Below are 26,755 nucleotides of genomic sequence, written 5' to 3'. Positions count from 1 at the left end.
GCGTTTTATGGGTAAATTCTCTGCCATAATAAATGGCAATAGTGCCTCCATAATAAATAACAACAGGTTTAAAGAATCACATGACAGATCTTGAGCAGCAGGTTTTTACTCAAGTGCGTGCCATTATTGCCAACGAAGAGCAGGTGATAGGGCGCCGCGGCATCCTGATCCCGCTTAAGAAGGCCATTATTGCTGATGGCGATATTCGCAATGTGATCGATATTGTCGCGACCGATCCCGCTCTGGCAGCTCATCTGCTGTGGCGCAGCAATAATGCGCTCTCTCCTTCCGTTCAGCCAAACCGCAGCCTCAAGGATGCATTGGTGCGTCTGGGACAGGTCAATATCTACCGTTATGCCTTTAGCTTTTATCTCAAAGAGCGGCTCGATGAACTGCCGCAGCCATACCGTAAACTGGTACTTGGCTATTGGCGCCTGACTGAGTCTGTGGCGACCGAGTCGGTGGACAGCTTGCATCAGATGCAAGGGGTACAGATAGACGCGGATGAAGTGCAGACTCTGGCACTGTTCAGCGTCTTTGGTCAGATTATTGCCCTGACGGCGTTTGCCTATCTCAACGCCGAAGCCGAGCAGTGCTTCCCGCTGGGCATTATCAAGACCCTGATAGAGACCCAGCAGCAGACGCTGACGGTGGAAGCTTTTGAATCTCTGGGGTTGGATGATGAGCTGCAAAGCGAGTTTATGGTCGCCCATAACCTGAGACAGACCCGGGATCCCAATTCACCCGGACTGGTACTGAGAAGGGTATTGTCCCAGCGCGGTCTGTTGCTGAATCCTCTCTAGATGCTTTGTGACTGCCGCCGACTTTCAGGCGCGGTGGCAGCCGCTCAGTCAGTGTCTGTCTTGACGCTGTAATCCCTCTTTGGCAATCAATTCCAGCAGCCTTTGCAGCTGCACTCTATTGCTGCTGTCGCGGCGGTAGGCACCGAACAGCGGCCGTTTCAGGCCTTCCTGCCCCAGTTTCACCGAGGTCAGGCTCAAGCCCTGGGCTTCGGTCAGTGACCAGTTGGGCAAGGCCGCAACCCCTTCTTTACAGGCGATGCGTTGCAGCAACACATTGGTGAGATCACAGCGTTTTTGTGGGCCGGGCACCACTCCGGCCGGCTCGAGGAAGTGACGGAAAATATCCAGCCTTTCCAGCGGTACTGGATAACTGATAATAGGTTCCCTGGCCAGTTGTTGCGGCAAAATATAGCTGTTGCCTGCCAGAGGGTGATCTTTGGCCATCACCAGTCTCACTTCAAAATCAAACAGATGCTGATAGGCAAGGGCATGGCCGGGCACAGGATCTGAGGTCAGCACTATATCCAGCTCACCGGTTTCCAGCGCATTGAGAGAGTCGAACAGATGGCGGCTGGAGAGATCCAGATTGGCATCCGGATAAGACTGATGAAAGGCTTCCATTACAGGCATCAGCCAGCGAAAACAGCTGTGACACTCAATACCCACCTTCAAGGGACCGCTGCTTCCAGATAGACCGCGTTTGAGCACAAATTCGGTTTCCTGTACCCGGGGCAGTATCTCTTCTGCCAGGGTCAGCAGGCGACTGCCCTCAAGCGTGAAGGTCAGAGGTTTGCTTTTGCGAACAAATACCTGGGAGTTAATCCGGGTCTCCAACTCTTTAATCTGGTGCGACAGCGCCGATTGAGTGACAAAACGTTTCTTCGCCGCGCCGGCCAGACTGCCACTTTCTTTCAGTGCTATCAGAGTACGAAGGTGTCTCAGTTCTATCATTTCCTCTCCACATGAATGCCGCTCATGTTGCCCTTGAATTCAATTCGGTTGCCTGTGCTGAGACTAGCACAATAAACTTCTAGACGTCCAGACGCCCGGTTTGATTTGTTGTGTTTCGGCGTCGCCAGTCACTTGCTGCACAGTTTATAGAGGATGGTATACATTATGCAATTAAATAGTCTTGGCTTTCCCCGTATCGGACGTCGACGTGAACTCAAGTTTGCTTTGGAGAAATATTGGCGCGGTGAGTCCAGCGTGGCCGAATTAGAGAGTGTTGCCAGGGAGCTTAGGCGTACCCACTGGCAGTGGCAGGCCGATGCCGGGGTGGCGCAGCTGCCGGTCGGTGACTTTGCTTACTATGATCAGGTGCTGACCCTGAGTGCGACTCTGGGGGTAATCCCCGAGCGTCACCGTGACGGCGGCGCTGTCAATCTCGATACCCTGTTCCGGATTGCCCGTGGCCGAGCGCCCAGCGGCAAGCATGCGCCGGCGTCTGAAATGACCAAGTACTTCAACACCAACTACCATTATCTGGTGCCTGAGCTCAGCGAAGATCAACGCTTCGATATCGCCTGGGAACAGTTGTTTGAAGAGGTGACCGAGGCTCGGGCGCTGGGCCACACTGCCAAGCCGGTACTCTTGGGGCCGGTCACTTTCCTGTATCTGTCCAAGACAGTGGGCTCAGAGTTCGACCGTTTGACACTGCTGCCGGCGCTGCTGGAATGTTATCAAGCCATTCTGGCCCGATTTGCCGCCCAGGGTGTTGAATGGGTGCAATTGGATGAACCTGCGCTGGCACTTGAGCTGGATGACAACTGGCAACAGGCCTTCAATCAGGCCTACGGCGTACTCAAGTCGGCGCCGCTCAAGCTGTTGCTGGCAACCTATTACGGCACTGTAGCCCACCATCAAAGTCTGTTGTCGGCACTGCCGGTGGCGGGTATTCACCTGGATCTGGTCACCGCGCCCGAGCAGTTGCAGGCCTTTGTCGGTGCATTGGCGCCCGAACAGGTGTTGTCGGTTGGGGTGATCAACGGCCGTAACGTCTGGGCCGCCGATCTGGATCTTGTGGCCGAGCAGTTGGCGCCACTGGCGCGGGATCTGGGAGACAGGCTCTGGCTCGCCACTTCCTGCTCCCTGTTGCATACCCCGGTGGATCTCGAGGTGGAGACCGCGCTGGCGCCCGAGCTTAAAAGCCTGCTGGCTTTCGCCAGGCAAAAACTTACCGAGTTGCAGGAGCTCAAGGCGCTTTTGGAGGCGCCTGAGACTGAAAATGCCAAAGCCGTGGTCGCCCGTTGCCGGGATCGGCGCGCGGCCAGGGCGCAGGGGCGTAATCAACAGCTCAGTGCCAGAATCGATGCCCTGAGCGCAACCGATTACAACCGAAACCATGAGTTTGAGGTGCGCAGACAAGCCCAGCAGGCCAGGTTCAAGCTGCCTTTGTTGCCGACGACTACCATAGGTTCATTCCCGCAGACGGCAGCCATTCGTAATCTGCGTAGCCGCTGGCGCAAGGGTGAGTTGGACGATGCTGTGTACACAGAGCAACTGCAACAGGTGACCCGGGATACCATAGAACGTCAGCTCAAGCTGGGGATAGATGTGTTGGTACACGGTGAAGCCGAGCGCAACGACATGGTGGAATACTTTGGTGAACAGCTCGATGGCGTAGGTTTTACCAAACATGGCTGGGTGCAGAGCTATGGTTCCCGCTGCGTCAAGCCGCCGCTGATCTACGCCGATGTGACCCGTCCCAAGGCGATGACAGTCGACTGGGCCGAATATGCCCAGAGTCTCACCGACAGACCGGTGAAAGGCATGCTGACCGGGCCTGTGACCATATTGCATTGGTCCTTTGCCCGCGAGGATATCAGCCGCGAGCAGATAGCGACTCAGTTGGCCCTGGCGATACGCGATGAAGTGGTGGCATTGGAGCGGGCGGGCCTAGGCATTATTCAGATTGATGAGCCGGCTTTTCGGGAAGGCTTGCCGCTCAAATGCAGCGATTGGGCCCATTATCTCGATTGGGCGGTGGCCGCCTTCAAGCTCAGCGCCGCCGGTGTCAGAGACGAGACCCAAATTCATACCCATATGTGCTACAGCGAATTCAACGACACTATTGCCGCCATTGCTGCCATGGATGCCGATGTGATCACCATAGAAACATCGCGCTCGCGGATGGAGTTGTTGAATGCCTTTGAGGACTTTGATTATCCCAATGAAATCGGCCCCGGGGTTTATGATATTCACTCCCCCAATATTCCAACAGTGGAGGCCATGGTGAGCCTGATTGAAAAGGCGGCGCAGAAAATTCCTGTGCGCCAGCTCTGGGTCAACCCGGATTGCGGCTTGAAGACCCGTAACTGGGAGGAAGTCGAGCCGGCTTTGAAGAACATGGTCGATGCGACCAGGGAGTTGCGACGTCGACTCGGGTGATAAAATTCTGTGGTTAATAACAGTCAGGGGCGCACTGCGCCCCTGATGTTGATTGACTTTAACGCGGGAAAGATTCAGCCCATGCTCATGCCCAGCGCTATCAGGCCAACCGTACCCAGAATGATCAAGCCTGAAAAAGTGGTGCCCAAAATGGCGAAGATTTTCTGGCGGTCTTTTTGTACCAGGCCGCCAATGCCCAATCCCAAAGACACCAGGCAGACCAGCATCATAAAGATGATCATCAGGCCCACAAGAATGGCTTCCATCGAATTTTCATCCAGGCCGCCCGGTGTTGTCGCCTCCAGGGCTCCTGCAACAATAAAAGTGATAAACAGGGCTATCCCACTAAATATGCTGGTGGCAAACGAGGCGATCCCCAGACCTGAATGTTTTAATTGCATAGCAATCCCTTGATTTCTTCCTATGGTTATCCAACTGAGAAATATACAGAAACCAAGGGAAATATGCCATCGGCCATTTCTGTCTATACTCAGGTCACGAACCTGTGCTGGACACAGATAACTATCAGGAGAAGCCTTATGAGCCATGTGTACAAGATAATAGAACTGACAGGTTCATCCCCCATCAGCTCGGACGAAGCGGTCAAGAATGCCATCGCGGCGGCCAGTCAGTCGCTGCATAATTTGCGTTGGTTTGAAGTGATAGATACCCGCGGACATCTGGAGGCCGGTGTTATCGCTCATTGGCAGGTCACCATCAAGGTGGGTTTTACCCTGGATTAGGCTTGAATTCAGGCGTCCCTTGGCAGGCCTTTTTCCACTATCCGGATCAGGCGCCCCGTCTTGCGGGCGGGAATAGGCGCTGTGTCGTTGGCGCTGAGTTTTTCTGCCTGCTGCGCCAGTGCCCACTCTATGTGTTCTGCGACCAGTTCTGAGGCATCTGTCAGTCGCTCCTGCAAGGCGGCAACTATGGTTTCACTGCCGGGCGCATTGCCCAGTGCCACCGCAATATTGCGCAGCCAGCGTTCATGGCCTATGCGACGAATGGCACTGCCTTCGGTGTTTTTCAAAAACTCGGCCTCGCTCCAGGCAAACAGCTCCAGCAGTTTGGGTTGCTTCAATTGTGGCCTTAGATGAAAGTCAGTCTCTGCGGTCAAAGGCGCGGCGCGGTTGATGGGGCATACCAGCTGGCAGTCATCACAGCCGTAGATGCGATTGCCGAGCAGTGGCCGAAACTCCAGTGGAATGCTGCCGGCCAGTTCTATGGTGAGGTAGGAGATACAGCGGCGCCCATCGACTACATAAGGCTCGACTATGGCGCCGGTTGGGCAACTTGTGATGCAGGCAACGCAGGTGTTGCAGCCTTCGGCTGTGGCGACATCCATGGGCAGCGGCAGGTTCACCAGCAGCTCTCCGAGGAAAAACCAACTGCCGGCCTCATGGTTGAGGATCAGTGAGTGTTTACCTGTCCAGCCGATCCCGGCCTTTTCTGCCAGCGGCCGTTCCAGAATGGGAGCCGAGTCGACGAAGGGCCGAAAGCCACTGCCTTCAAGTTGCAGGGCTTTGAGCGCTTCATCTATGCGCTCGCCCAACTTTTTCAAGCGATTACGCATCAGCTTGTGATAGTCGCGGCCGCCGGCATAACGGGAGATATAGCCAAGGTTAGGGTCTTTGAGATTGAGGGCAAACCCGGCTTGTGGCGGTAAGTAGTCCATCCGTACTGAGATAACTCTCAAAGTGCCGGGATGCAGCTCGGCCGGGCGGGCCCGCATCATACCGTGGCTGGCCATATAGCCCATCTCACCGTGATAGCCCTTATCGAGCCAGGCCTGTAGCCTGGGCTCTTCGCGGCTGAGATCTGTATCCGTTATTCCCACTTGAGCAAAACCCAGCTCTTTGCCCCAGGCTTTTATGTCGCGGGCAAGCTTGCCAAGCATACCGGGATCAAATTGTGGTGGTTGAGGAGCTGACATGAACAGAGGCTGACCGGGGAAAAGCCATGATTATATCAGTAAAGCAGAATTGCTCACAGTTGCCGTAAACGGCGATTTCGACTGTTGTCGGTGCTATGCTTGAAGAAATTGAGGGGGAGAGTATATGCCGGGAATCGAAACCTTGCTCAGAGGCTGCGTGATAGTGTTCTGTTGTAGCTTTGCCAACTTGGCTTTGGCCGGTAACGAGCCTACTGAGGCCGAGTCGTCCGCACTCAGGCTTCTGACCGAAACCTGGCCTCCCATGAGCTATGAGCGCCATGGTCGCGTCGACGGTTATGCGGTGGCCTTGGTGAGGGCCTTGCACCATCAGGTAGCTGCCTCTGACAAAGAACTTGTGATAGAAGTCTTGCCTTGGGCCAGGGCGATGAATATCGCAAACCAGGAGCCCAACGTCTTGCTGTTTGCCACTTCCATTAATGAACAGCGGCGGCAGGAATTTGATTTTGTTGGCCCTATTGCCGAAACCCGCATTCAGCTCTATGCCCGCATGGATGATGATTTTACCCCGGCAGATCTGTCACAGGCGGTAGCGGCGGGTAATATTGCCCTTTATCGCAACTCCCCGGCGCAGATCTTGTTGAAGTCCGTTTCGGATGAGCAGTTACTGATCTCAGGTTTTCCTCAGTATTCGGCCAGGCAGTTGTTGCATAAGCGGGTGCGTTATTGGTGTCAGGCGGATATCGCGGTTCAGGGCGTCTTGCGGCAATTGGGCCAAACACCGGCGGCGGTGCGCCCCGTATTGGAACTGGCGCACTTGCGCCTCTATTTGGCGTTCTCCGGCGGTACGGCTCCTGAACGGGTCGAAGCCTGGCACAAGGCGCTATTGGCATTGCAGAAAACGGGCGAATTTGACGCGCTCTATCATAAGTGGTTTGGTGCCGAGCCCTCTTTACGTCAGGCGGAAGTGCTCTGGCGCGTTCAGTGATTTGCAATAACCACTGTGCTCATTCAGGCGGTTTCGACCCGGTTGCGACCTCGATTCTTGGCGCAATAGAGGGCATCATCGGCCTGTTTCAACAGCTCGGAGAACTGCAGTTCCTCACCCAGAGTCGCGACCCCGGCACTTATCGTCACTCTGGGCTCACCGACTAGCCCTTCCGGGCGTGATTCGGCTATGGTTTGGCGCAGACGCTCGGCGATTTTCAGGCACTCTTCATGGGCTGTTTCCGGCAACAACAACAGAAACTCTTCACCGCCAATCCGCCCCAGCAGATCTTGTTCACGGATCAGGGTTTGGCTCAGGCTTGCCAGATGTTGCAAGACCTTATCTCCACCATCATGGCCAAACTGGTCATTGATATCCTTGAAGTTATCGGCATCAAACAACACAAGTGAAAAAGGCGTGCCGCTATCTCGCGCCTGATTGAACATAGCTTCACCCTTGTGATAGGTATAACGCCGGTTCGCCAATTGGGTGAGGTGATCCGTATGGGCTATCTTCTGGAATTTGCGTGATTTACTGGTCTGCTTAAAGGCCATCACCGCAGTGATTATGATAATGATGCTGGCCAGAACCAGCACAGCCAACTGCAACAGACGGTTTTGCTGCAGTATCTGCACCTCTTGCTCTTTCAGGCGTTCGCTTTCCAGCAGGCGTTGGTTTTCTTTTGCCATGCGATCGGCATTGAAGCGGGTACGCATCTCTGTGGTGCGGTAAGATTGCAGTTTGTTATCCAGCTCGTGATGCAGGGCGATATACAGCCTGAGCACTTTGAGCGATTCCTGCCATAGCCCCTGGGCGGCAAATACTTCGCTCTTGAGCAGGTAGAGTTCGGCCAAGCCGCGATCATTGTTGATATTCCTGAAACTTTTTTCGGCCTTGATCAAGGGCGCCATTGCCTGTTCAGGCTGGCCTTGGCGCAACAGCACATCGGCGCTGTAGAGTTGCATAAAGCTGTAGAAGCCACCCATCTGCTCAGTCACAAATGGCCTGGCGCGCTCCAGTGCCTGTTTGGCGTCTTCGACTCTGCCCAGCTTCAACAGGGAGCCGGCCATATTGACCGAGACTCCTGCGGCTTCCACTGTGACTCCTTGCTGCTTGAGATAGTCGTATGACTGTTGGAACTTGGCCACGGCGCCTTCAAAATCACCCAGTTCTTCGAGGGCGATGGCCATTTCGCCATTGATAATATAGGCCTGTTCTTCGTGACCACTTTGGCGATAGGCCTGCTCCAGTTGGCGGTAATAATTGAGCGCACTTTGTGGATCGCCGAAACGGCGGAAACTGGTGGCGAGGTCGGCCAGGTTATACAGACCCCAATAATCCAGCTTGAGTTTTTCATAAAGTTGTTGAGCGGTCAGCAGATCTTCCAGTGCCATGGCAAAATTGCCCTGAAAGGAATACATGGCTCCGCGCAGACTGCGGGCATCGGCGATCAGGCGATGATCTTCGAGTTGATAGGCTTGCTGCAGGGCTTGGTCATAGTCGGCTTTGGCCTGTTCCATATTGCCTTTGAGTTGAGAGTACCAGCCATGGCAAAGGCGAAAGTCGGTTAAGGCTTCTGGGTAGGCTTGGTTTTCAGTCGCTTGTGCCTGATTGACGGCATAGTCTATGGCTGCATCTATGTTGGCGTTGTCGTTGGCATCAAAGCTCCAGCAGCGGGCGCGCCTGAGCCTGGCCTGCCTGTCCAAATCGTCCTTTGCCAGCAATTGGGCTATCTGATCCAGAGTTTGTGCTACTTCGGCAACATTGTTGACCTGCCCATCTTCCAGCTGTTTGAACAGCTCATCAGCCTTGGGATTATCCAGTGCCAAGGCGTGGGGAACCATGCCGGACAGAAGCAGCACTGTGATGGCTGATTTCAGAAAGTATGACTTCACGCTGACCGATAGACAGATGTTTAGATAATGTTATTAAGCATACGCACCAGGGCTCAGGCTGACCAGTAATAAATCGTTAAATTTGCAGGTAAGTAGAGCTGCATCAATCGCTTGCCGGTAGGGGATGAATTCGGTTACCGACTTGTTTTCGCCGTATTTGCTCCCCGGTTCCTTGATACCAACTTCAGATGGATTGCCCTTTATGGCCGATGCTATACTCGCCGCCAATTGCTTTTAGACGGAATACACAATGACTCAAGTTGATGCTCAATACCGGCAACAGGCGCGAAGCGCCGCCATCAATATCTGCTCTCAGGTACTGCCTATGGATAAGTTGCCCACGGCGCTGAAAGAAGCCTATGACAATCTGTTTGAAGAATTGCTGGATGATAAGCAGTCCGAGTTCAAACAGGCTTGGGACAAGTTGCCGCCAAGTGCCGCCAAGTTACTGCCGAGAGCCGATTTTCACGGCTTTTTTATCGCGTCGGCCTGGTTGCAACTGAGTTTGATGGCCCAGGATATCGCCCAGTTGGCGGATACCGACGAGGCCATTGCCGAGAAGGAGTACGGTGGCATGTTTGAGCGTATTTCACAGTCGGCGCTCAAGGAGAGTGTACGCAAGTTGAAAAAGGCCCGTACTGACAGGCGCTTGCTCAACAGTATCCGAGATGTGATAGCCAATGGCTGAATAAAAAACCGGCATAAAGCCGGTTTTTTATGGGCACGGACGCTCTTAGAAGGAAGTACGTTTGTAGCGGCGATACTCAGGCTGCCAGAAATTGCTTTCTATGGCCTGCAACAGCAGCTCATCGGAAGTCGGCAATGCATGACCCTGTTCGATGGCGACCTTGCCAACGGCAAAGGCGATGTGCTTGCTGACCTTCTGGATCTCTTCCAGCTTAGGCAGCAGAGAACCACTGCCGTTGAGCGCCAGCGGCGAGCATTCCGCCAGGGCGCGGCTGGAGGCCATCAGCATCTCATCAGAGACCCGCTTGGCACCACTGGCCAATACCCCAAGGCCTATGCCGGGGAAGATATAGCTGTTGTTGCACTGGGCGATTTCATAGGTCTGATTGTCTATGACCACAGGCTCAAAGGGGCTGCCGGTGGCAACCAGTGCCTGGCCATTGGTCCAATGCAGAATATCCTTGGGCGTGGCTTCAACCCGACTGGTGGGGTTGGACAGCGGGAACACTATCGGTCTTGGGCAGTGGCTGTGCATGGCGCGGATGATCTCCTCGCTGAACAGCCCTGGGGCGCCGGAAACCCCGATAAGCACAGTCGGCTTGCCGTTGTTGACCACATCCAGCAATGAGATGTTGTCACCGAAATTGCTCCATTGCTGCAGCTCTTCGCTCTTTTGCGCCAGTTTCTGTTGGAATGGCAACAGGTTGGGCATATTGTCCTGCAACAGTCCCCAGCGATCGACCATAAACACCTGGCGTCTGGCCTGCTCATCACTGATCCCTTCGGAAACCATCTGAGCAATAATCGCTTCGGCGATGCCACAGCCTGCGCTGCCGGCGCCGAGGAAGGCAACTCTTTGCTGGCTCAACTGAGTGCCGGCGGCCTTACAGGCGGCGAGCAGTGAGCCAACTGTGATGGCGGCGGTTCCCTGAATGTCATCATTGAAACAGCAGTATTTATCCTTGTAACGCTCCAGCAGCGGCATGGCGTTTTTCTGGGCGAAGTCTTCAAACTGGATCAAGGCCTCGGGCCAGCGGCGATGAACCGCCTGCATAAAGGCTTCAATAAATTCCAGATATTCTTCACCACCTATGCGCTGGTGGCGCCAACCCATATACATGGGATCTTCCAGCAGATGCGGGTTATCTGTTCCCACATCCAGGGTAATGGGCAGAGTGTAAGCCGGGCTGATGCCGCCGCAACTGGTGTAGAGCGACAGCTTTCCAATCGGGATCCCCATGCCGCCGATCCCCTGATCGCCCAGCCCCAAAATGCGCTCACCGTCGGTAACCACTATCACCTTCACCTTGTGACGGGTGGAGTTGTTGAGGATGTCGTCGATGCGATCCTTGTTCGGATAGGAGATAAACAGGCCGCGGTTACGGCGGTAGTCTTTGGAGAAGCGTTCACAGGCCAACCCGACGGTTGGGGTGTAGATGATAGGCATCATCTCTGTGATGTGGTTCTGAACCAGACGATAGAAGAGGGTCTCGTTGGTGTCCTGGATGTTGCGCAGATAGATATGCTTGTCCAGATCATTGCTGAAGTTCTTGAACTGATCGTAGGCACGTGAGGCCTGCTCTTCGATCGTTTCAATCACGTAGGGCACCAGGCCTTCGAGGTTGAAGAAAATACGCTCTTCCTCGGTAAATGCACTACCTTTGTTGATCAACGGCGCTTCGAGAATAGCCGGACCGGCAAAAGGCAGATATAAGGGGCGTTTATTATCGTCCATGGCTAACCTTTTATGTTCTTTGCTTGTGGATGACGGGCTGTGATCTAAATCCGCATAGGTTACCACGAAATGTGATCTTTGTTGCCTGTAGGCGAGGGCTTGAGCAAAAATTTTGTTTAAAACGCGGCAAACCGGGTTGGCCTGAGCCTAAGAGGGTAACGACACAAAACAAAGAACCAGGCGGATGCCTGGTTCCAAAGGAGATATCAGCTGTTGCTTGTTGGCTTACTTACCGCGGTATTTAAGTGACAAGCCTTTGATAAAGTTACGCATCAACTGATCACCACAGTAGCGGTAATGCTTGTGCTCAGGATTGCGGAACAGGGCGCTCAGCTCAGCCTTGCCGATGCGGAAGTTGGCCAGTTCAAGAATGGCAATAATATCTTCTTCTTTCAGTTCCAAGGCGATTCTGAGTTTCTTGAAGATGATGTTGTTGTTCAGGCTGGGGAGCGGCTGCGGAATGCCACTGCCGGGACGCAGGCCGCGTTTGTCGATGATCACGGCATCGAGAAACTGGCACAGGGTACGATCGTCACAGGGACGGAACCCTTCTTCATCTTCTTTCTTGAGCAGGCCGGCCAGCTCAGCTTCACTCATTTCACGCTTCATTTTGGCGTAGAGACGTAATACCTTGGAGTCGTTGAAATTAAAGACAAAGCGCAAGCGGCGCAGAATATCGTTGTTGGTCATGAATGTCCCTGGGCCGGTTTGACTCCCGGCTTAGTTTTAACACTGTCTGGCGATTGACTTAGGTGCGTTGGGCGCGGAGGCTCCGCAATATTGCGGCATTATACCTAAAAGCCAGGCAGATTTGCCGCTTTTTCCAGTGGACAGTTCGCGGCCGTTTCGCGCACCGCCTGTCGCAGCTTGTCGTGAAGGGCGAACACCCGGCCTATATCTTTGAGTGACCAAGAGGTGTTTTCCAGCACCACCAGATTGAAGCCCGAGTCCGGATAATAAATCGCAGTGCTGATATAACCCGCTATGTAACCACTGTGGCTGAACTCCAGGGGCAACTCAGGGCTCAGTTGTATTCCGGCGGCATAATTCAGCTCGCCCCAACGATGGGGGCGTTTGCCTCTCGGCGCCAGCAACTGCAAATAGCCGCCACGGCTAAGCAGTTGCCCCTGATGCAGGGCCTGCTGAAAATCGGCAAAGGCGGAGGCGGAGCCAATAAGGGCGCCGCTGGCCAGTAGCTTATCTGTGAGAGTCAACTGCTCGGCCACACTTTCAAAGCCGCTGTCAGTCTCGGCTCTTCCTATCGCCAGATTGGGTAACTGTTCCTGAATACTTTCAATACTGCCGGTGCGGGCCTTGAGCTCAAGCCCCTCGGCATCAAAGAAGCGCTGCAGCAATTGGGTACTGCTGCTGCCTTCACGCTTGAGGATCTCGGCCAGCAGCCAATAATTGTCATTGCTGTATTTAAAATCGCTGCCCGGGGTGAACAGCAAGGCTTGTCCTTGGATGCTTATGCCGGATGTGTGGCTCAGCAGCATGGCGACAGTGATGGCCGGATCCAGTTCGGCCTCTTTGCCGAGCAGGGCAGCGGCGCTGTCATTGAGCTTGAAATCGCCTCTTTCTATCGCCCGCATCACCAAGACGGCAAACACTTGCTTTGACAGTGAACCCAGCACAAATTGGCTATCAGAGGTGATGGGTTTGCCCTGGCTTTCTCCGGCCGCATGGCTCAGCAGTATCTTTTTACCTTGCCTCAACTCGATTACGCCGCTGAAGGGCAGGGGGTTTTGCTTGATTATCAGCAGCAGCTGTCGTGTCAGCTCTTCGCTGTGGCAGACAGATGGCGCCGAATCCTTGCCTGGTGCAGGCTCTTGTTCGGATCTCGGCGCAGCGCTTAGGCTAAGAGTGAATCCCAGCAGGCAGGCCATGCTCATGCCTTTGACTGTTGATGAGAGTTTTAGTCCTAAAAAGCGCGGCTGCGCCAGCGGTGAGGAGTTCATGCAACTTCCTTATTTGATGTAGCAATACCAATAGATAAACAGCAACGCAAAGCCAAACAGGTAACCGAGTCCCAGCCAGCCCCAAAGTTGCATGCCCCTGCCGTAACGGGCCTCAGTCGGCAGGGTTTTGGAACTCATCAGCCGTAGATTCAACCAGGCAAAGATGCAGGTGGTCATAAAGGCCTGGATCATCACCAATTCCAACAGTGATAGCAAGGCACCCTTGAAGAACAGGATCAGCAGCAAGGCCAGCAGCGACATAACCAGCATGATCCCAGCCAGGCGTTTACCGCTGGGGCGGCGCTCAAGCAGCAGGCGCCAACCGGCATCCAGGGTGCGGCTGTAACCATCGAGCACAGTGACAGTGGTGGAGAAAATACACAGCAGCGCCACCAAGGCGATAAGCATACGGCTCCACTCCCCGAGCACGCTGGCGTAGAGGGAGATCAACTGCCCGGCAAACTGGGCTCCCGAGTCGGCAAAGGAGGCTCCCGAGCCATGCATGACACCGGCACCCAGGCTGAGAAACACCAGTGCCAGCAAGGCGGTGAGCCAATAGCCGATATCGAAATCCAACCTGGCCTGGGCAGCGCTCAGAGCGGCCTGCTGTTGATTGATGCGCTGTTTCTCCAGTAGCCACAGTGAGTTCCAGGCGCTGACTTCAATCGGTGCCGGCATCCAGCCCATCATGGCGATCAAAAAACCAAGATAGGCCCATTGCCAGGGAGAGGGGGAGACGAAGTCTTTATCCAGCACAGACTCCACCCCCAGCATCATGGCAGCGGCTGTCAGAGTGCCCAGGGTCAACAGCGCCATCACAACTTTGGTCATGCGATCAAGCAGGCTATAGCGCCCAAGCAACAACAGCAGCAAACTGGTGCAGAGCACGATAAAAGACAGAATATCTATGCCGAGCGGCACAAACTGAGTCAGCATGGCGGCACTCAGCATGCTGACCCCGGCGGTGCTGGCAATGGCGGCAACAAGATTGAGCAGACTGAACAGCCACAGATAGCCTTTTCCTTGCCTGAGATAGCCCTCAAGCAGACTCTCGCCGGTCGCCGCCGTGTATCTGGCTCCGGCGGCAAAGAAGGGATATTTGAGCAGATTGACCAGCACCACCAGCCAGGCCAACTGCCAGCCAAATTCGGCGCCTGCGCGGGTTGAAGCCACCAGATGCGAGGCGCCTATGGCCGCTGCAGCCACCAGAACGCCCGGGCCCATGGCGGCCATTAAGTGCCTAAGGTGAGTGAAGGAAAAACCTTTGTTATTCAACGTAGTGTCATTCATGGCGCGCTCTTTCCCCGGGCCAGTAAGGATTCGATATTGACCAGTGAGGAGCGGATCTCCCTGAGTAACATCAGCTGCTCATGGTTGCTGTCCTGTCCATTTGAGCTGGGCTCCTTGTGATCCAAACGCTCTTTTTGTGCCAGCACAGCGGCGCGAAATCCGTCGGCATCGACTATGCCAACCAGGCTTATCAGGGCGTCATTGCCGGATTGTCCGGCGGTTTCCACCTTGAGTTTCTTCAGACCGAACAGTCGCATCAATGGCCCCTGAATAAGCGCCATGTCGGTGATTTTATCCAAGGGCACAGTATTTTCGGTACGGGTCAGCAGGCCGCGGCGCACTACTAGCTTACGCTCGGTCAGCTCGGCGCTCATGTTGGCGATATAGCGGCGTGTGCCCCACAAGCCAATGGGCAGCCATAGCAGCAACAAGGGAATGCCGACAATACTGAGGCAAAGAGTGAACACACCAGACATCAACCAATAGAGTCCGAGATTATCGGCAAAGCGGGCCTGAAGCAGTGGCGCGGCGGCTGTGGGCATGGCGACTTCCTATATCAGTAAAATCAAATTTACCCCAGTTAGAGGCATTGACTTTAGATATTAAAGAGTTAAGTTGAATTGGTAAATGTTATAAAAATATGACAACACGGAAGTTTGTAGTCGTGGTTGTTTTTCCAAAAAACAACTGAAGAAATTAGGGATGATTATGAACAGACCTCACCTCACCTTGAGTGCCTGCGCCGTGGCACTTGCCTTGACCTCTGCCGGTGAATCCTTCGCGGCCGAGGAGTCTGTGGAGCGCATCGAAGTAACAGGCTCGCGGATCAAACGTACCGATATGGAAGGCCCATCGCCCATTCAATCCATAGGCAAAGAAGATATTGCCAACATGGGCTATGACAACCTGCAACAGTTGCTGGAAAGGATGCCGGCGGCCGGTGCCGGCACTTTCTCCACCCGCGGCAACAGCCAGGACTCTACCGCCAACGGTGCCGCCGCCATCAGCCTGCGTGGTATGGGGCCGGATGCGACCCTGGTGCTGATCAATGGTCGCCGGGTTTCCATCAGTGCCTTTGCCGAAGGGGTCAGCAATTCTTTTGTCGATATCAACAGCATTCCCGTATCGGCCATTGAGCGGATAGATATACTCAAGGACGGCGCCTCGGCCATCTATGGCTCGGATGCCATCGCCGGGGTGGTCAACATAGTGCTGAGGAAAAACATCGAAGGCATTGAAGTTAATCTCGGCTATGGCGCCACAGATGGCCCCAATTACAACGAAAAGACCGCCAGTCTGGTGTGGGGCACCATGAGTGACAAGGGCAGTGCGTCTGTGATCCTGGATTATTTCAGCAACTCGACCCTGAGCGCCGATGAGATGGGGCAGTTTGGTACCGCCAATCAGTCGCCCTGGGGCGGGGAGGATTTCCGTTCTTCCCGGGGTTTTCCGGGGTATTTCTATGTCAATGGCGTCAAGACCATAGATCCGGCTTGTCCGGCCGATTCCGCCACATCGAGCGGCAGCTGCCTGTTCGATTATGGCCCCTATAACTTGGTGATCCCCGAGGCCGAGCGCATAGGCGCCATAGGTCAGTTTGAGTATCACCTGAGTGATTCCCTGACCGCCTTTTTGGAGCTGGCGGCTCAGCACAATACCTCCAAGGCCGGTGGTGCCGCCACACCGCTGGATGAAACCGCCGGTTTGACGGTTCCCGGTTCACATCCCAACAATCCTTTTGGTCAGGACATCGACATAGGCCGCTTCCGCACAGTAGATGCCGGTCCCCGCCGCTGGGATATCGAGTCCGACAGCTTGAGATTGGTGGCTGGTCTGCGCGGCAGCTTCAAGGAGTGGGACTGGGAAGTCTCAGCCCAAAAGGGGCGCAGTGAGTCGACCCAGACAGGGGATCGCAGCCAGGGCTGGGTGCGAGTGGACTATCTGCAGGAGCAAATCAATCTCGGCAACTACAACCCCTTTGGCGGCACCATCAACTCACCCGAAGTGATAGATGCCATTACCACCAGTCTGGTGCGTCAGGGCAAGTCACATATTACCGCCTATGATGCCAGCATTTCGGGGCATGCCTTTACCCTGGCAGACAGGGATATCATGCTGGCCGCCGGGATGGAATATCGTGAAGAGGATGTTAGCGATGTGCCCGATGAGCAATTCCAGCGCGGGCTTATCTTCGGGACTGAAGCGGTTTCCGCCGCGGCCGAGCGTGATCAGTATGCCGCCTACCTGGAGTTTTCCATTCCGGTGACCGACAGCTTCGAGCTGCAACTGGCGGGGCGCTACGATCACTACAGCGATTTTGGCTCCACCACCAATCCCAAGGTGGCGTTCCATTGGGGCATGACAGAAGACTTGAGCATGCGCGCCTCCTGGGCCCAGGGGTTCCGGGCGCCATCGCTGGCCCAGATAGGCCTGGGCCCTTCGGAAAAGAGTAACTTCTTTAAAGATACCTATGCCTGCACCGCTCAGGGTATCTCAGAGGCTGACTGTGAGGTGCTGGATTACAACACGGTATTTGCCGGTAACCCGGATCTGGACGCCGAGGAGTCGGAAACCTGGAACATAGGCATGATCTGGGCGCCGAGCCAGAAGTTCGATATCGGCTTCGATATCTGGAACATCACCCAGGACAACAAGATAGACGAGCAGCCTCTGGGCGATATCTATGCCGCCAACTGTAATGATCAAAACAGTGCTATCTGTGTGCGTCTGCCCCCCGCCGGTGGCGAGCCGCTCGGGGTGCTTGATGTGATTCACTCAAGCTTTGTTAACTTAAGCTCCCAGGAGGCACAGGGCCTGGATATCTCGGCTCACTACGGCCTGGAACTGGACAGCTATGGCGATCTTAAGTTTGGCCTTGAGTGGAGCTATCTGGACAAGTTTGAAAAGGACGGCCTGGATTATACCGGCGAATATGAGTATCCCCAGTACCGCTGGCTGGCCAGCACTAACTGGACCATGGGCGACTTTGCCGCCAACCTCAATGTCAGCTACATAGGCGAATTTGAAGATACGCCGGACATCAACTTCGACGGAGCCCTCGACTTTACCGAGAACAAGTCACGTATGGTGGATGCCCAGTTCCTGGTGGACTTGCAGGCCTCCTACCGTTTCAACGAAATGTTCAAGTGGACGCTCGGGGTCAACAACCTGTTGGATGAGGAGCCGCCGTTTGCCATAGGCGATGGCGATGCGGATCTCTATGGCTATGTGATGTCTGTGCATAATCCCAGAGGCCGTTTCATCTACACCAAGGTCAGTCTTAACTTCTGAGGCAGGCACCCGGCCCTTGATGGCAAACTGGCAAGGGCCGGATGCTGGAGAGTTGAGATGAGAAGTGAGAGACAAGAGCCGAGAAATAAGAGCCGAGAAATAAGAGCCGAGAAATAAGGACAGAGTGACAAGCTTGAGGCAGTGGGAGTATCTTGTTGCTGTTGACCTTATCATCATGGCGCCTGCGGGCGCCTTTTCTGCCACCATACCTGCGTTAGCCATTGCTTATGGCGACAGGGCAATTTAAGGAAAGTAATATGATTCGACTCTATGGCACGCCGCGAAGCCGGGCGCTGCGGGTTTCCTGGTTGTTGGAAGAGCTGGAACTGCCCTGGGAGTTTCACTTTGTTGATATGGCCAAGCAGCAGAACCGCACTCCTGAGTTCCTGGCGCTTAATCCCTGCGGCAAAATCCCTGTGCTAGAGGATGACGGTCTGATATTGACCGAATCGGCGGCCATTATGCTCTATCTGGCCGAACGTTACGGTGAGGGGCGTCTGTTGCCCAAGCCTGGCACGGCAGCCTCCGGGCATCATCATCAATGGTTGAGCTTTGTGATAACCGAGTTGGAGCAGCCGTTGTGGACCATGGGCAAGCACAGGTTTGCCTTGCCGGAGGAGCAGCGGGTGGCGGCGATTCAGGCCACTGCCGTATGGGAGTTCAACAAGGCCGCGGCGATTGCCGAGCAGTGGCTGCCTGATAGCCCATTTTTGCTCGGTGATGAATTGACTGTGGCCGATATACTACTGGCCCACACCCTTAACTGGGCCACCATTTTTGAGCAGCAGATCCCGCCCAAACTGGCGGCTTACCGAGACAGGCTTAACCTGCGTCCGGCAATGAAAAAGGCGCTGGACAAAGCCAGCGCCAATTTAACTGATTAATTCAAACTCTGGTTTCAAAGCCGCGGTATTTCAGGGCCGTGATATTTCAGAGCTGCGCGGCCGCCCACTTGGCGCGGCTTTCGCGGCTCTCACCCAGCCCGCCTTGCTGCTCTCTGAAGGCCTTGTAGGATTCCACATCCAATGGCACCAGGCTGATATCCACTTCCTGCACCAGTTTGCACTCTTTCTTGATCCGCCAGGCGGCGGTGTTGTACAGCTCAGTGAGTGGCAACGAGCTTAAAAACTCAGGGTTGTACTGGATGTAAATCGCCTGGGTGGGATAAACCACAAAGGCCAAACGGCGCTTGGGTTCTTTCTTGAACATGGCCTCGATACCATCACAGGTGTTCAGCACCTGCATTTCGATAATATCGTCGATTTCCAGCAGTTTTTTCTGGGCCAGTTCGCTTACCTGCGCCTCGCCCGTTTCCCAGGAGAGCAACTCGGCTTCATCGACTTTCAGCAACTCGGCGGCCTGGGCGGTACCCAAGCCAAGAGATTGGCGCAGGCACTGAAACTCGATGGCGTTGAGCGGATATTGTTTGGACATAATGCTTCCTGTTTTTTCTATGTGTCTGATGGCGGGGCGCCCTGGGCATGCCGGCCTGTGTCAGCTTTGCAGCCAGACGTCTTCGACCCATTGCCAGAATGACTCCCAGCAATCTTCTTCATCCAGGCCGTCCTGGTTCCAGAAGTAGACCACACCTTCCTGATCTATGCAGTAAAAGTCATCGCCGGTTTGGCAAATGGCAATCAGATCTCTGGGCATTCCCAGCGACCAGGCATAGGAGGTCACTTCCGGCAGATAGGTGTGGGAGTGGGGATCGGCAGCGGTCACCGGCTCCAGGCTGCCATAGATAACATCACTGGCATGCAGCAGATATTCTTTCAGCTCCGAAGGCAGAGGGATGAGTATCTGCTCTTCGATATCCACCAGATCGTCAAAGCCGGGCAGATCCAGCGGTACGGGAACCTGCTCTGACAGTTCCTGCAGTTGCTCTATGATTTCATGCATGATTTTACGCTTTGGCCGAGGGTCAATGCGCTGGAGTATAGCGGCTTGTTGGCCGCTGACAAGCTTTGTCAGGCGACTATGGTATTTTTTATACCAAGAGTCTGAGTTTGTTGGCGTTTATAACCCAACCAAGCCTTGTGGTACAGCTTGTGTGATTCCTGGCGCAGCTTCTGGATCCTTGCCAGTTCCAGCTCGCTCAAAGGCCTTTGCTCGCGGGCAGCCTTATGTTCCATCGCTTGCACCTCTTCATAGACTTGGTGCTCGGCGCCGTTTTTGATGGCGGCAATCTCCCTTAAGTGCAACTGGACTTCGGCAATCAGGCCACTTTTCGGCAGCTGCAGCAGCAGGTTGATATCCCGATAACCGGAGGCCTTGGGCTGGGCAAACCTGTCTTTGACCTGCAGCACATCGGCCTGTTGATTCAGGGTGTCAAAGGCCAGCTGCAGGTCATCAAGGTTGTCGGCTATCAGGGTGGCTCGCACCAGATCTGTCAGGGCGGCGGGGTTGTTATTCAGCTTGTGTGCCACCTTGGCTTCGGCCCGTTGACGCTCTTTCACCTTGGCCAGTTGCAGCTCGGTCTCGCTCTGATTGGCTATCTGTGACAGGAGACTGTGCAATTCATTTTGTGCCAAAGGTGCCTGCTTATAGAGGGCATTGAGGCTGGAAACGGGCTGCCTTGGGGCGCTGAAGCTTTGTTTCTTGAGGGCATTGAATGGGATGGCCGAGTTTTGGTGCAGGCTGTAACTGCTGTCTTCTCTCAGTTCAGCTTCATATTCTGAAGGCTGAGCGTAGGCGGTGCGCGCCGAAAGCAATAACAGGAAAACCAGGAAAGTGCGGAATAATCGGGTCATGGGGCCTCGCATCCAGAATGACTTCTAAGTGGCTTTGACTCCAATGTAGCACTTGGCTCTGAACCCTTGCTGAACCTCAAATGAAACTTTATTCATCTAAAAAGAAAGGCGCCTTGAGGCGCCTTTCTGAGCAAGCGTAAAATTACCAGATTTTCACGCGCTGGGCCGGTTCAATATACATGCCGTCACCTGGCTTCACATCAAATGTGCTGTAGAACTGCGGCATATTGGACAGTGAACCTATGGCGCGGAACTTGGCCGGTGAATGAGGATCTGTGGCCACTCGGTTGCGCATCGCTTCCTCTTTGATCTTGGCGCGCCAGATTTGGGCGAAGCCGAGGAAGAAGCGTTCATCACCGCTCAGACCATCGATTACCGGAGCCTCTTTGCCCGCCAAGGATTTTTTGTAGGCCTTGTAGGCTATGGTGACACCAGAGAGATCGCCGATGTTTTCACCCAGGGTCAGACTGCCGTTAACGTGCAGGTCGTCAAACACATAGTAGCCGTCATACTGGGCGATTAGCGCCTTACCGCGGGCGGCAAACTCTTTCAGATCCTGCTCGGTCCACCAGTCGCGCATATTGCCTTCGCCGTCGAACTTGGCACCCTGATCGTCAAAGCCGTGACCCATCTCATGGCCGATAACCGCACCTATACCACCATAGTTGACGGCATCGTCGGCAGCCATATTAAAGAAAGGTGGCTGCAAGATGGCGGCCGGGAACACGATTTCGTTCATGGTCGGGTTGTAGTAGGCGTTGACGGTTTGTGGCGTCATGTGCCATTCGCCTTTGTCTATAGGACTGCCCAACTTGGCCAGTTGCTTCTGATGTTCCACTTCACCGGCGCGGATCTCGTTACCGACCAGGTCGTCAGCCTTGATAGTCAGCTTGCTGTAGTCTTCCCACTTGTCGGGGTAGCCGATTTTCGGGTTGAACTTGGCCAGTTTTTCCTTGGCGGCGACTTTGGTGTCTGCGCCCATCCACTCCAGTTCATCTATGCTGTCGGCGTAGGCACCGCGCAGGTTTTCCACCAAATGCTCCATCCGCTCCTTGGCTTCAGGGGCGAAGTGGCGCTTGACGTATACTTTACCCACGACTTCACCCAGCAGGCTGTTGACCTTGGCTACACCGCGCTTCCAACGAGGTTCCTGTTCTTGCTGACCGTTGAGTGTCTTGGCGAAGAACTCGAAGTTTTCTTTATCCAGCGGCTCGCTCAGATCTGAGGCGAAGTGGGTCAACAGCTGCCAGCGCATATATGTCTTCCAGGTCGCCAGATCTGTGTCTTTGACTATCTGGTTCAGACCTTCGATAAAGCTGGGCTGATTAATGATGATATCGGCTTGCTTGTCGGCGCCAAGCGCAGTCAGGTAGGCGTTCCAGTCGATATCCGGCGCCAATGTTGACAGTTCTTTGACCTCAAATTTGTTGTAGGTCTTGGTGCTGTCACGGCTTTCAACCACATCCCAATGCTTGGCGGCAATAGCGGTTTCCAGCTTCATGATGGCTTCGGCGCTTTGTTGTGGCTCGGCAAAACCGGCCAGGGTGAACATCTTGGCGATATGCTCAACAAAGGCCTTGCGGATGTTGACGAAACGCTCACCTTCGTTGAAGTAATAGTCTTTCTCAGGCAGGCTCAGGCCGTATTGCCAGATATGGGTGGCATAGCGGCTGGAGTCCTTGGCATCAACATCGATATAGAAGGCCATGGGCGTGCCGCCACCGAGAATTTGGCTCTTGCCGAAGTAGGCCGCCAGTGCTTGCTTGTCTTTGATGGCATCTATGATTGCCAGCTCGCTCTCCAGTGGCTTGATCCCCAACTGGTTGAGCGTATCGCTGTCCATAAAGGAGCGGTAAAGATCGGCCACTTTTTGCTCGTCGCTGCCGGGCTTGAGATCTTTGCTCTGCGCCACTTCTTCAATAATGGCTTTGACATCGTCACGGGATTTTTCCCTGAGGTCATAGAATGCGCCTGTGCTGGTGCGATCTGCCGGGATCTCTGTGTTCTTGATCCAGCCGCCGTTGACATAGGTATAGAAGTCATCCTGAGGACGAACAGACTTGTCAAAGTTGGCAAATTCAATCCCCGAGCCCAGGGCTTGGCTGACGGCGGCGGCAGTTGCGGTTTTGGCGACTTCCGGCTGTTTGGCTGTTTCAGCCTGGGTCTCAGCCGTTTTGTCATTACAGGCAGATAGGCCTGCGATGAGTGAGGCACACAATCCCCCAATGAGTACTTTTCTCATGCTGTTTCCTTTTCTTTGTTCTTTGGTGTCCCGCGAGGGGACATTTTTATCAGATTGGCTGCACACCCGTTTGTTCGGGAAAAACCGCAGTGATGCCTATGTTAAGGCCTGTGTGGGAATGTAAACAAGTCCCGCAGCGATGACAGCGAGCCTCGGCGCCGCGGGAGTTGTAAGCAAAGGTTACAGGCGCTTATTTGAGTGAGCGTTTGACCCTCGCTGGATTTCCGGCCACCAGGGTGCCGGCGGGTACATCCTTGGTGACCACGCTGCCTGCTGCGACGACAGCCTCGTCACCTATGTGCACGCCTGGCAATATGATGGCGCCACCCCCGATCCAGACCCGCTCACCTATATGTATGGCGCGGGCGGTTTCCAGCCCGGCAATGCGGGGAGCTGCCTCCAGCGGGTGGGTTGCCGTATAGCACTGCACATTGGGGCCCAGCATGCTGTTGGCGCCGATTGTGATGGGGGCATTGTCCTGCAAAGTGGCGTTGGTATTGATAAATACTCCGGATGCCAGTTGCAGATTGATGCCATAACTGACAAAGAATGGCGTGCAGATCATGGCATTCGGTGCCAGATTGGGCAGTAGTCCTGGAGGAATATGGCCATCGGGATCCAGATTGGCTTTGCGGTTTAGCCCTTGTTGCTTGGCACGAAAACGCAGCAGTTCAGGATCCACACAGCAATATTCCTCGCCGCTGATCATCCTGTGATAAATTTTCGCCAAGGCCGGGTTGTCGGTTTCAGCCAAGGAATTATTGGCGGCTTGAGAGTCTTGAATATCGGTCTGCATATTGGGCTAGATGGCCTTATCGTGAGGCGGATATCCCGAGTCTGCCGCCGGTGTAACTGGTACGCAAGCAAGTCTTTGCCCTTTAGCCCGTCAGGCTCCATAATGGCGCGCAATTGACACGGCATAAACTCAAGAGGTTGGATAGCCAAGTGCGTTTAGATAAATTTATCTGTGAGTCTACAGAGCTGACCCGTTCCATGGCCAAGAAGGCGCTGCACCGCGGTGAAATCAGTGTCGATGGTGAAATCGTCAAGGACTCCAGCTTCAAGGTGCGTGATGGCATGAGAGTGTGTTTCGATGGTGAACCTATCAGCTTGATAGGCAACAGATATCTGATGTTGCATAAGCCGGTCGATACCATCTGCTCAACCGTGGATGAGGTCTATCCTTCGGTCATCAGTCTACTGGAGATAGAAAAGCCCGAGAGCCTGCATATTGCCGGGCGCCTGGATGCCGATACCACAGGTCTGGTGTTGATTACCGACGATGGCCAGTGGTCGCACAAGCTAACCTCTCCCAAGAAGGAATGCGGCAAACGCTACCGGGTGTGGCTGGCCACCCCTGTTACTGAAGACTTGATCCCGCAATTTGCCGCCGGCCTGGCGCTGCACCGGGAAGAGGGGCTGACCCGGCCGGCGCAGTTGCAGTTAATTAGCCCGACCGAAGTCTTGTTGACCATTACCGAAGGCAAATATCATCAGGTGAAACGTATGTTTGCCGCTGTGGGCAATAAAGTGGAAGCCCTGCATCGTGAGTCAATCGGCGCCATAGAGCTGGATAGTGAACTGGAACCCGGTGAGTGGCGTTATCTGACCGAAGCCGAGATAGCCTCGGTAGGCTGAAGAAAAGGCACCAAGGCCAGCCGGAGGCCTTGGTGCGATACAGCTGATTATTGCTGCAGTTTAATCCGGCCACTGATGGTGTTGATACTGACATCGGCCTGGCCGGAACCGCTTTGGAACTGCAGCGATTCAGCCTTGGTGTACTTGGCTTTTTTCGGTGAGTCCTGAGTCAGTTGGTTGTCAATCTTGCCACCTGGGCCACCGCTGATATCAAAGGCGGCATTCGGCAGTTTGGCAAACTTGAGTTCAATATCGCCACTGACGCTATCGACATTGGCATTGCCGGCCAGGCTTTGCATGGCAATACTCAAGTCGCCACTGACGGTTCTGGCCTTGAGCGACTCGGGAGCCTTCAGGGTCAACTGACTCTTGCCCGAGACCTGATCCAGCTCCACTTCAATGGCATCACTCTCCGCGTTCAGTTCGCCGCTCACCAGGCGATAACTCACCTTGCCCAGACTCTGTTTATCCTCAATGTCGCCGGAAACGGTTTCCAGATACAGTTCACCCTGGCTCCTCTGGGTGTGGATACTGCCGGAAACCGTGGTCAGTTGCAGATTGCCTTTGAGATCCAGGCCCTTGATATCACCACTGACATTGGCCGAGCTGATCTCACCCTCCAATCCTTGCAGGTCATAATCGGCGGAAACGCCTTTAAGCTTCATATTGACTGTGGCGGGCAGAAAGATCTCCAGCTTTGAGCCGTCTTTGTCCCGGCTGTTATAGCTCTTTGGCAGCTTGTCTTCGATAACAAAGCTGCCGCCCTGCTGACCAAACACCAGGCCTTCACTGAGCTCATCCAGCTTGCCCTTGATGGCGACTTCAGCCTTGTCCCAACTGCGGATCTTCACCTCTCCCCGTTGGATCTTGATATTCAATTTGGCTCCGGACTCCAGCGCCGCGCTTTGATCGACCTTCTCGGCCGCATGCAATACCGGGCTCAGCAGCAGCGCTGAGGAGAGTAGGGTTAGTGATATCTTGTTCATATGCTGATTCCTTGTTGGTCGAGTTGAGTGGGCAGTTGTTCACCCCGGGTGAGCAGCTCTATCTCCCTTTGCTGTACCCAAAGCCAGAGTTGCCAAAGTTGTTGATCGGTCGGGTCTTGTTTTAGTGCCTGGAATATCTGCGTTGCGGCTTCCCTGAGTTCATCTATGCCGCGACTGAGCGGCGTGGTCATGCTGACCTTTTGCCATTGGCCGAAATTGACACTGGCTTCCAGTTGTTTCACCTGTTGTTGGTGTTGATACTGCAACTGCTCCAGCATGGCCAGCATCTGTGGGTCGACACGGCTTTGGGTTTGCTGCAATCCCTGATAGCCGAGCAGGGACACCAACAGCAGGCTGCAGGCGATAGCCAGATTACGCCAGCCGTTGCTGGATTTTGCGGCCTTGGGTGGCTGAGATTGTTCCAGCCTGGCGGCGATTTCAGGCCAGAGGTCGCGCTCGGGTGTTTTTTCCCGTGGCAGTTGTTCTATCAGTTGTTCCAATGTTGGCTGCTTGTTCATGACAACATCTCCTGAAGCAAGTTTCTTGCCCTGTGGTACTGCGCCTTGCTGGTGCCGGTACTTGTGCCCATCATGGCGGCTATCTCTTCATGGCTGTAGCCCTCAATGGCAAACAGCACAAACACGACTCTGGCCCGCTCGGGTAACTTGAGGATCTTGCGCTCCAACACAGAGGTTTCCTCCGTGTGGGTTGTGGTCGACTCTTCTGTGTCTGCCTCTGTGGTCACAGGCAGAAATCTGGCCCAGAAGCTGCGCTGCTTTTTCAAACTGCTCAATGCCTGATTGACGCTCAGGCTGTGCAGCCAGGTACTGAATTTGCTTTCACCGCGGAATTGGTCCAGCTTCTCCCAGGCACGGATAAAGCAGTCCTGGGTCATCTCTTCTGCCAGTGGCACCTGGCCGGCCAGGTGCAAACACAACGCATAGACTCTGCCATGGTGCAGACGGTAGAGCTCGGCGAAGGCAAGCTTGTCCCCCAAACGGGCACGCTGCACCAGCGGGAAGTCCACTTCTTGCTGGTATCTGGTTTCTGTCAGCTGCGGGCTGGCATTCACTGGGCTGTCCTTAATGGTTTGGGCGAGTCATGGTAATTGGATAGTTTGACCCGCTTAAAAGGTTTAAAAAAGAATTAAAAAAATCCTCCAGTATTTTGCTTACTGAAGGATTCTATTTAAAAGTCATTGTTAATCAATCTAT

General features: G+C 54.4%; 25 protein-coding genes. 8 read left to right on the top strand and 17 right to left on the bottom strand.

Annotated elements, in window-relative coordinates; genetic code table 11:
• The first annotated feature begins 80 nt into the window (after positions 1 to 80).
• A complete protein-coding gene (locus HCX89_RS19355) occupies positions 81 to 803 on the top strand; it encodes an HDOD domain-containing protein (RefSeq protein ID WP_025009036.1) in 723 nt (240 codons plus the stop codon).
• A gap of 48 nt (positions 804 to 851) precedes the next feature.
• Here HCX89_RS19355 and HCX89_RS19350 read toward each other — a convergent pair whose 3' ends face one another.
• Positions 852 to 1,754: a LysR family transcriptional regulator gene (locus HCX89_RS19350; RefSeq protein WP_025009037.1), complete on the bottom strand. Its 903-nt coding sequence runs from the start codon at positions 1,752 to 1,754 to the stop codon at positions 852 to 854.
• A gap of 165 nt (positions 1,755 to 1,919) precedes the next feature.
• On the opposite strand from HCX89_RS19350, the gene metE reads away from it, so the two are divergent.
• A complete protein-coding gene (metE, locus tag HCX89_RS19345; RefSeq protein WP_167717083.1) occupies positions 1,920 to 4,190 on the top strand; it encodes a 5-methyltetrahydropteroyltriglutamate--homocysteine S-methyltransferase in 2,271 nt (756 codons plus the stop codon).
• 74 nt (positions 4,191 to 4,264) lie between these two features.
• On the opposite strand, the gene HCX89_RS19340 is transcribed toward metE, so the two are convergent.
• Positions 4,265 to 4,591 (bottom strand): hypothetical protein, encoded by a 327-nt coding sequence (locus HCX89_RS19340; protein ID WP_025009039.1) that lies wholly within the window; start codon positions 4,589 to 4,591, stop codon positions 4,265 to 4,267.
• A gap of 138 nt (positions 4,592 to 4,729) precedes the next feature.
• On the opposite strand from HCX89_RS19340, the gene HCX89_RS19335 reads away from it, so the two are divergent.
• Entirely contained in the window at positions 4,730 to 4,933 is a 204-nt protein-coding gene (locus HCX89_RS19335) for a dodecin (RefSeq protein WP_025009040.1), read from the top strand.
• Between the two features lie 8 nt (positions 4,934 to 4,941).
• Here the strand turns inward: HCX89_RS19335 and queG are convergent, their stop codons facing one another.
• Positions 4,942 to 6,123, bottom strand: coding sequence for a tRNA epoxyqueuosine(34) reductase QueG (gene queG, locus HCX89_RS19330; protein ID WP_071237062.1), 1,182 nt, complete (start codon positions 6,121 to 6,123; stop codon positions 4,942 to 4,944).
• A 124-nt stretch (positions 6,124 to 6,247) separates the two neighbouring features.
• Here queG and HCX89_RS19325 point away from each other — a divergent pair, with 124 nt between their 5' ends.
• Entirely contained in the window at positions 6,248 to 7,069 is an 822-nt protein-coding gene (locus HCX89_RS19325; protein WP_167717081.1) for an ABC transporter substrate-binding protein, read from the top strand.
• A 23-nt stretch (positions 7,070 to 7,092) separates the two neighbouring features.
• Here HCX89_RS19325 and HCX89_RS19320 read toward each other — a convergent pair whose 3' ends face one another.
• Positions 7,093 to 8,964, bottom strand: a complete 1,872-nt coding sequence (locus HCX89_RS19320; protein WP_167717079.1) for a tetratricopeptide repeat-containing diguanylate cyclase — start codon at positions 8,962 to 8,964, stop codon at positions 7,093 to 7,095.
• Between the two features lie 250 nt (positions 8,965 to 9,214).
• On the opposite strand from HCX89_RS19320, the gene HCX89_RS19315 reads away from it, so the two are divergent.
• On the top strand, positions 9,215 to 9,652 hold the full coding sequence (locus tag HCX89_RS19315) for a DUF3069 domain-containing protein (RefSeq protein WP_025009044.1): 438 nt from the start codon (positions 9,215 to 9,217) through the stop codon (positions 9,650 to 9,652).
• A 45-nt stretch (positions 9,653 to 9,697) separates the two neighbouring features.
• Here the strand turns inward: HCX89_RS19315 and HCX89_RS19310 are convergent, their stop codons facing one another.
• From HCX89_RS19310 to HCX89_RS19290, 5 genes are all read right to left on the bottom strand, one after another.
• Positions 9,698 to 11,386, bottom strand: coding sequence for an NAD-dependent malic enzyme (locus HCX89_RS19310; protein ID WP_044735067.1), 1,689 nt, complete (start codon positions 11,384 to 11,386; stop codon positions 9,698 to 9,700).
• A gap of 225 nt (positions 11,387 to 11,611) precedes the next feature.
• Positions 11,612 to 12,076, bottom strand: a complete 465-nt coding sequence (locus tag HCX89_RS19305) for a DUF1456 family protein (RefSeq protein ID WP_025009045.1) — start codon at positions 12,074 to 12,076, stop codon at positions 11,612 to 11,614.
• 104 nt (positions 12,077 to 12,180) lie between these two features.
• Positions 12,181 to 13,344, bottom strand: coding sequence for a serine hydrolase (locus tag HCX89_RS19300; RefSeq protein WP_109248879.1), 1,164 nt, complete (start codon positions 13,342 to 13,344; stop codon positions 12,181 to 12,183).
• 9 nt (positions 13,345 to 13,353) lie between these two features.
• Positions 13,354 to 14,577, bottom strand: a complete 1,224-nt coding sequence (locus HCX89_RS19295) for an Nramp family divalent metal transporter (protein WP_243756884.1) — start codon at positions 14,575 to 14,577, stop codon at positions 13,354 to 13,356.
• A gap of 53 nt (positions 14,578 to 14,630) precedes the next feature.
• Positions 14,631 to 15,176: a PH domain-containing protein gene (locus tag HCX89_RS19290; RefSeq protein ID WP_054744554.1), complete on the bottom strand. Its 546-nt coding sequence runs from the start codon at positions 15,174 to 15,176 to the stop codon at positions 14,631 to 14,633.
• A 166-nt stretch (positions 15,177 to 15,342) separates the two neighbouring features.
• On the opposite strand from HCX89_RS19290, the gene HCX89_RS19285 reads away from it, so the two are divergent.
• Positions 15,343 to 17,925, top strand: coding sequence for a TonB-dependent receptor (locus HCX89_RS19285; RefSeq protein ID WP_107353165.1), 2,583 nt, complete (start codon positions 15,343 to 15,345; stop codon positions 17,923 to 17,925).
• 257 nt (positions 17,926 to 18,182) lie between these two features.
• On the top strand, positions 18,183 to 18,809 hold the full coding sequence (locus HCX89_RS19280; protein ID WP_107353149.1) for a glutathione S-transferase family protein: 627 nt from the start codon (positions 18,183 to 18,185) through the stop codon (positions 18,807 to 18,809).
• A 46-nt stretch (positions 18,810 to 18,855) separates the two neighbouring features.
• Here HCX89_RS19280 and HCX89_RS19275 read toward each other — a convergent pair whose 3' ends face one another.
• The 5 genes from HCX89_RS19275 to HCX89_RS19255 all read right to left on the bottom strand — a co-directional run bounded on the left by HCX89_RS19275 (position 18,856) and on the right by HCX89_RS19255 (position 23,626).
• Positions 18,856 to 19,359 carry a DUF4447 family protein gene (locus HCX89_RS19275; protein ID WP_054744555.1) on the bottom strand — a complete coding sequence of 168 codons (504 nt, stop codon included), beginning with the start codon at positions 19,357 to 19,359 and terminating at the stop codon, positions 18,856 to 18,858.
• Positions 19,360 to 19,419: 60 nt separating this feature from the next.
• Positions 19,420 to 19,824: an SMI1/KNR4 family protein gene (locus HCX89_RS19270; RefSeq protein WP_025888807.1), complete on the bottom strand. Its 405-nt coding sequence runs from the start codon at positions 19,822 to 19,824 to the stop codon at positions 19,420 to 19,422.
• A gap of 68 nt (positions 19,825 to 19,892) precedes the next feature.
• Complete coding sequence (locus HCX89_RS19265; RefSeq protein ID WP_167717075.1) at positions 19,893 to 20,675, bottom strand: RelA/SpoT domain-containing protein; 783 nt, start codon at positions 20,673 to 20,675, stop codon at positions 19,893 to 19,895.
• Positions 20,676 to 20,817: 142 nt separating this feature from the next.
• Entirely contained in the window at positions 20,818 to 22,917 is a 2,100-nt protein-coding gene (locus HCX89_RS19260) for a M13 family metallopeptidase (protein ID WP_071237054.1), read from the bottom strand.
• A 190-nt stretch (positions 22,918 to 23,107) separates the two neighbouring features.
• Entirely contained in the window at positions 23,108 to 23,626 is a 519-nt protein-coding gene (locus tag HCX89_RS19255) for a sugar O-acetyltransferase (protein ID WP_223828995.1), read from the bottom strand.
• A 284-nt stretch (positions 23,627 to 23,910) separates the two neighbouring features.
• On the opposite strand from HCX89_RS19255, the gene HCX89_RS19250 reads away from it, so the two are divergent.
• Positions 23,911 to 24,555, top strand: a complete 645-nt coding sequence (locus HCX89_RS19250; RefSeq protein WP_229799909.1) for a pseudouridine synthase — start codon at positions 23,911 to 23,913, stop codon at positions 24,553 to 24,555.
• A gap of 47 nt (positions 24,556 to 24,602) precedes the next feature.
• Here the strand turns inward: HCX89_RS19250 and HCX89_RS19245 are convergent, their stop codons facing one another.
• From HCX89_RS19245 to HCX89_RS19235, 3 genes are read right to left on the bottom strand one after another with little or no spacing between them, the layout of a single operon-like run.
• Complete coding sequence (locus HCX89_RS19245) at positions 24,603 to 25,541, bottom strand: DUF4097 family beta strand repeat-containing protein (protein ID WP_167717073.1); 939 nt, start codon at positions 25,539 to 25,541, stop codon at positions 24,603 to 24,605.
• On the bottom strand, positions 25,538 to 26,059 hold the full coding sequence (locus tag HCX89_RS19240; RefSeq protein WP_025009055.1) for a hypothetical protein: 522 nt from the start codon (positions 26,057 to 26,059) through the stop codon (positions 25,538 to 25,540). Before HCX89_RS19240 ends, HCX89_RS19245 begins: the two co-directional genes overlap by 4 nt.
• Complete coding sequence (locus HCX89_RS19235; RefSeq protein ID WP_028780880.1) at positions 26,056 to 26,595, bottom strand: RNA polymerase sigma factor; 540 nt, start codon at positions 26,593 to 26,595, stop codon at positions 26,056 to 26,058. Before HCX89_RS19235 ends, HCX89_RS19240 begins: the two co-directional genes overlap by 4 nt.
• Between the last annotated feature and the right edge of the window lie 160 nt (positions 26,596 to 26,755).

The organism is Shewanella sp. Iso12, assembly GCF_012030025.1.
In the GTDB taxonomy this organism is placed as follows: domain Bacteria; phylum Pseudomonadota; class Gammaproteobacteria; order Enterobacterales; family Shewanellaceae; genus Shewanella; species Shewanella algae.
The sequence above is the reverse complement of the archived record's forward strand: the minus strand, read 5'-3'. Positions and strand labels throughout refer to the sequence as shown.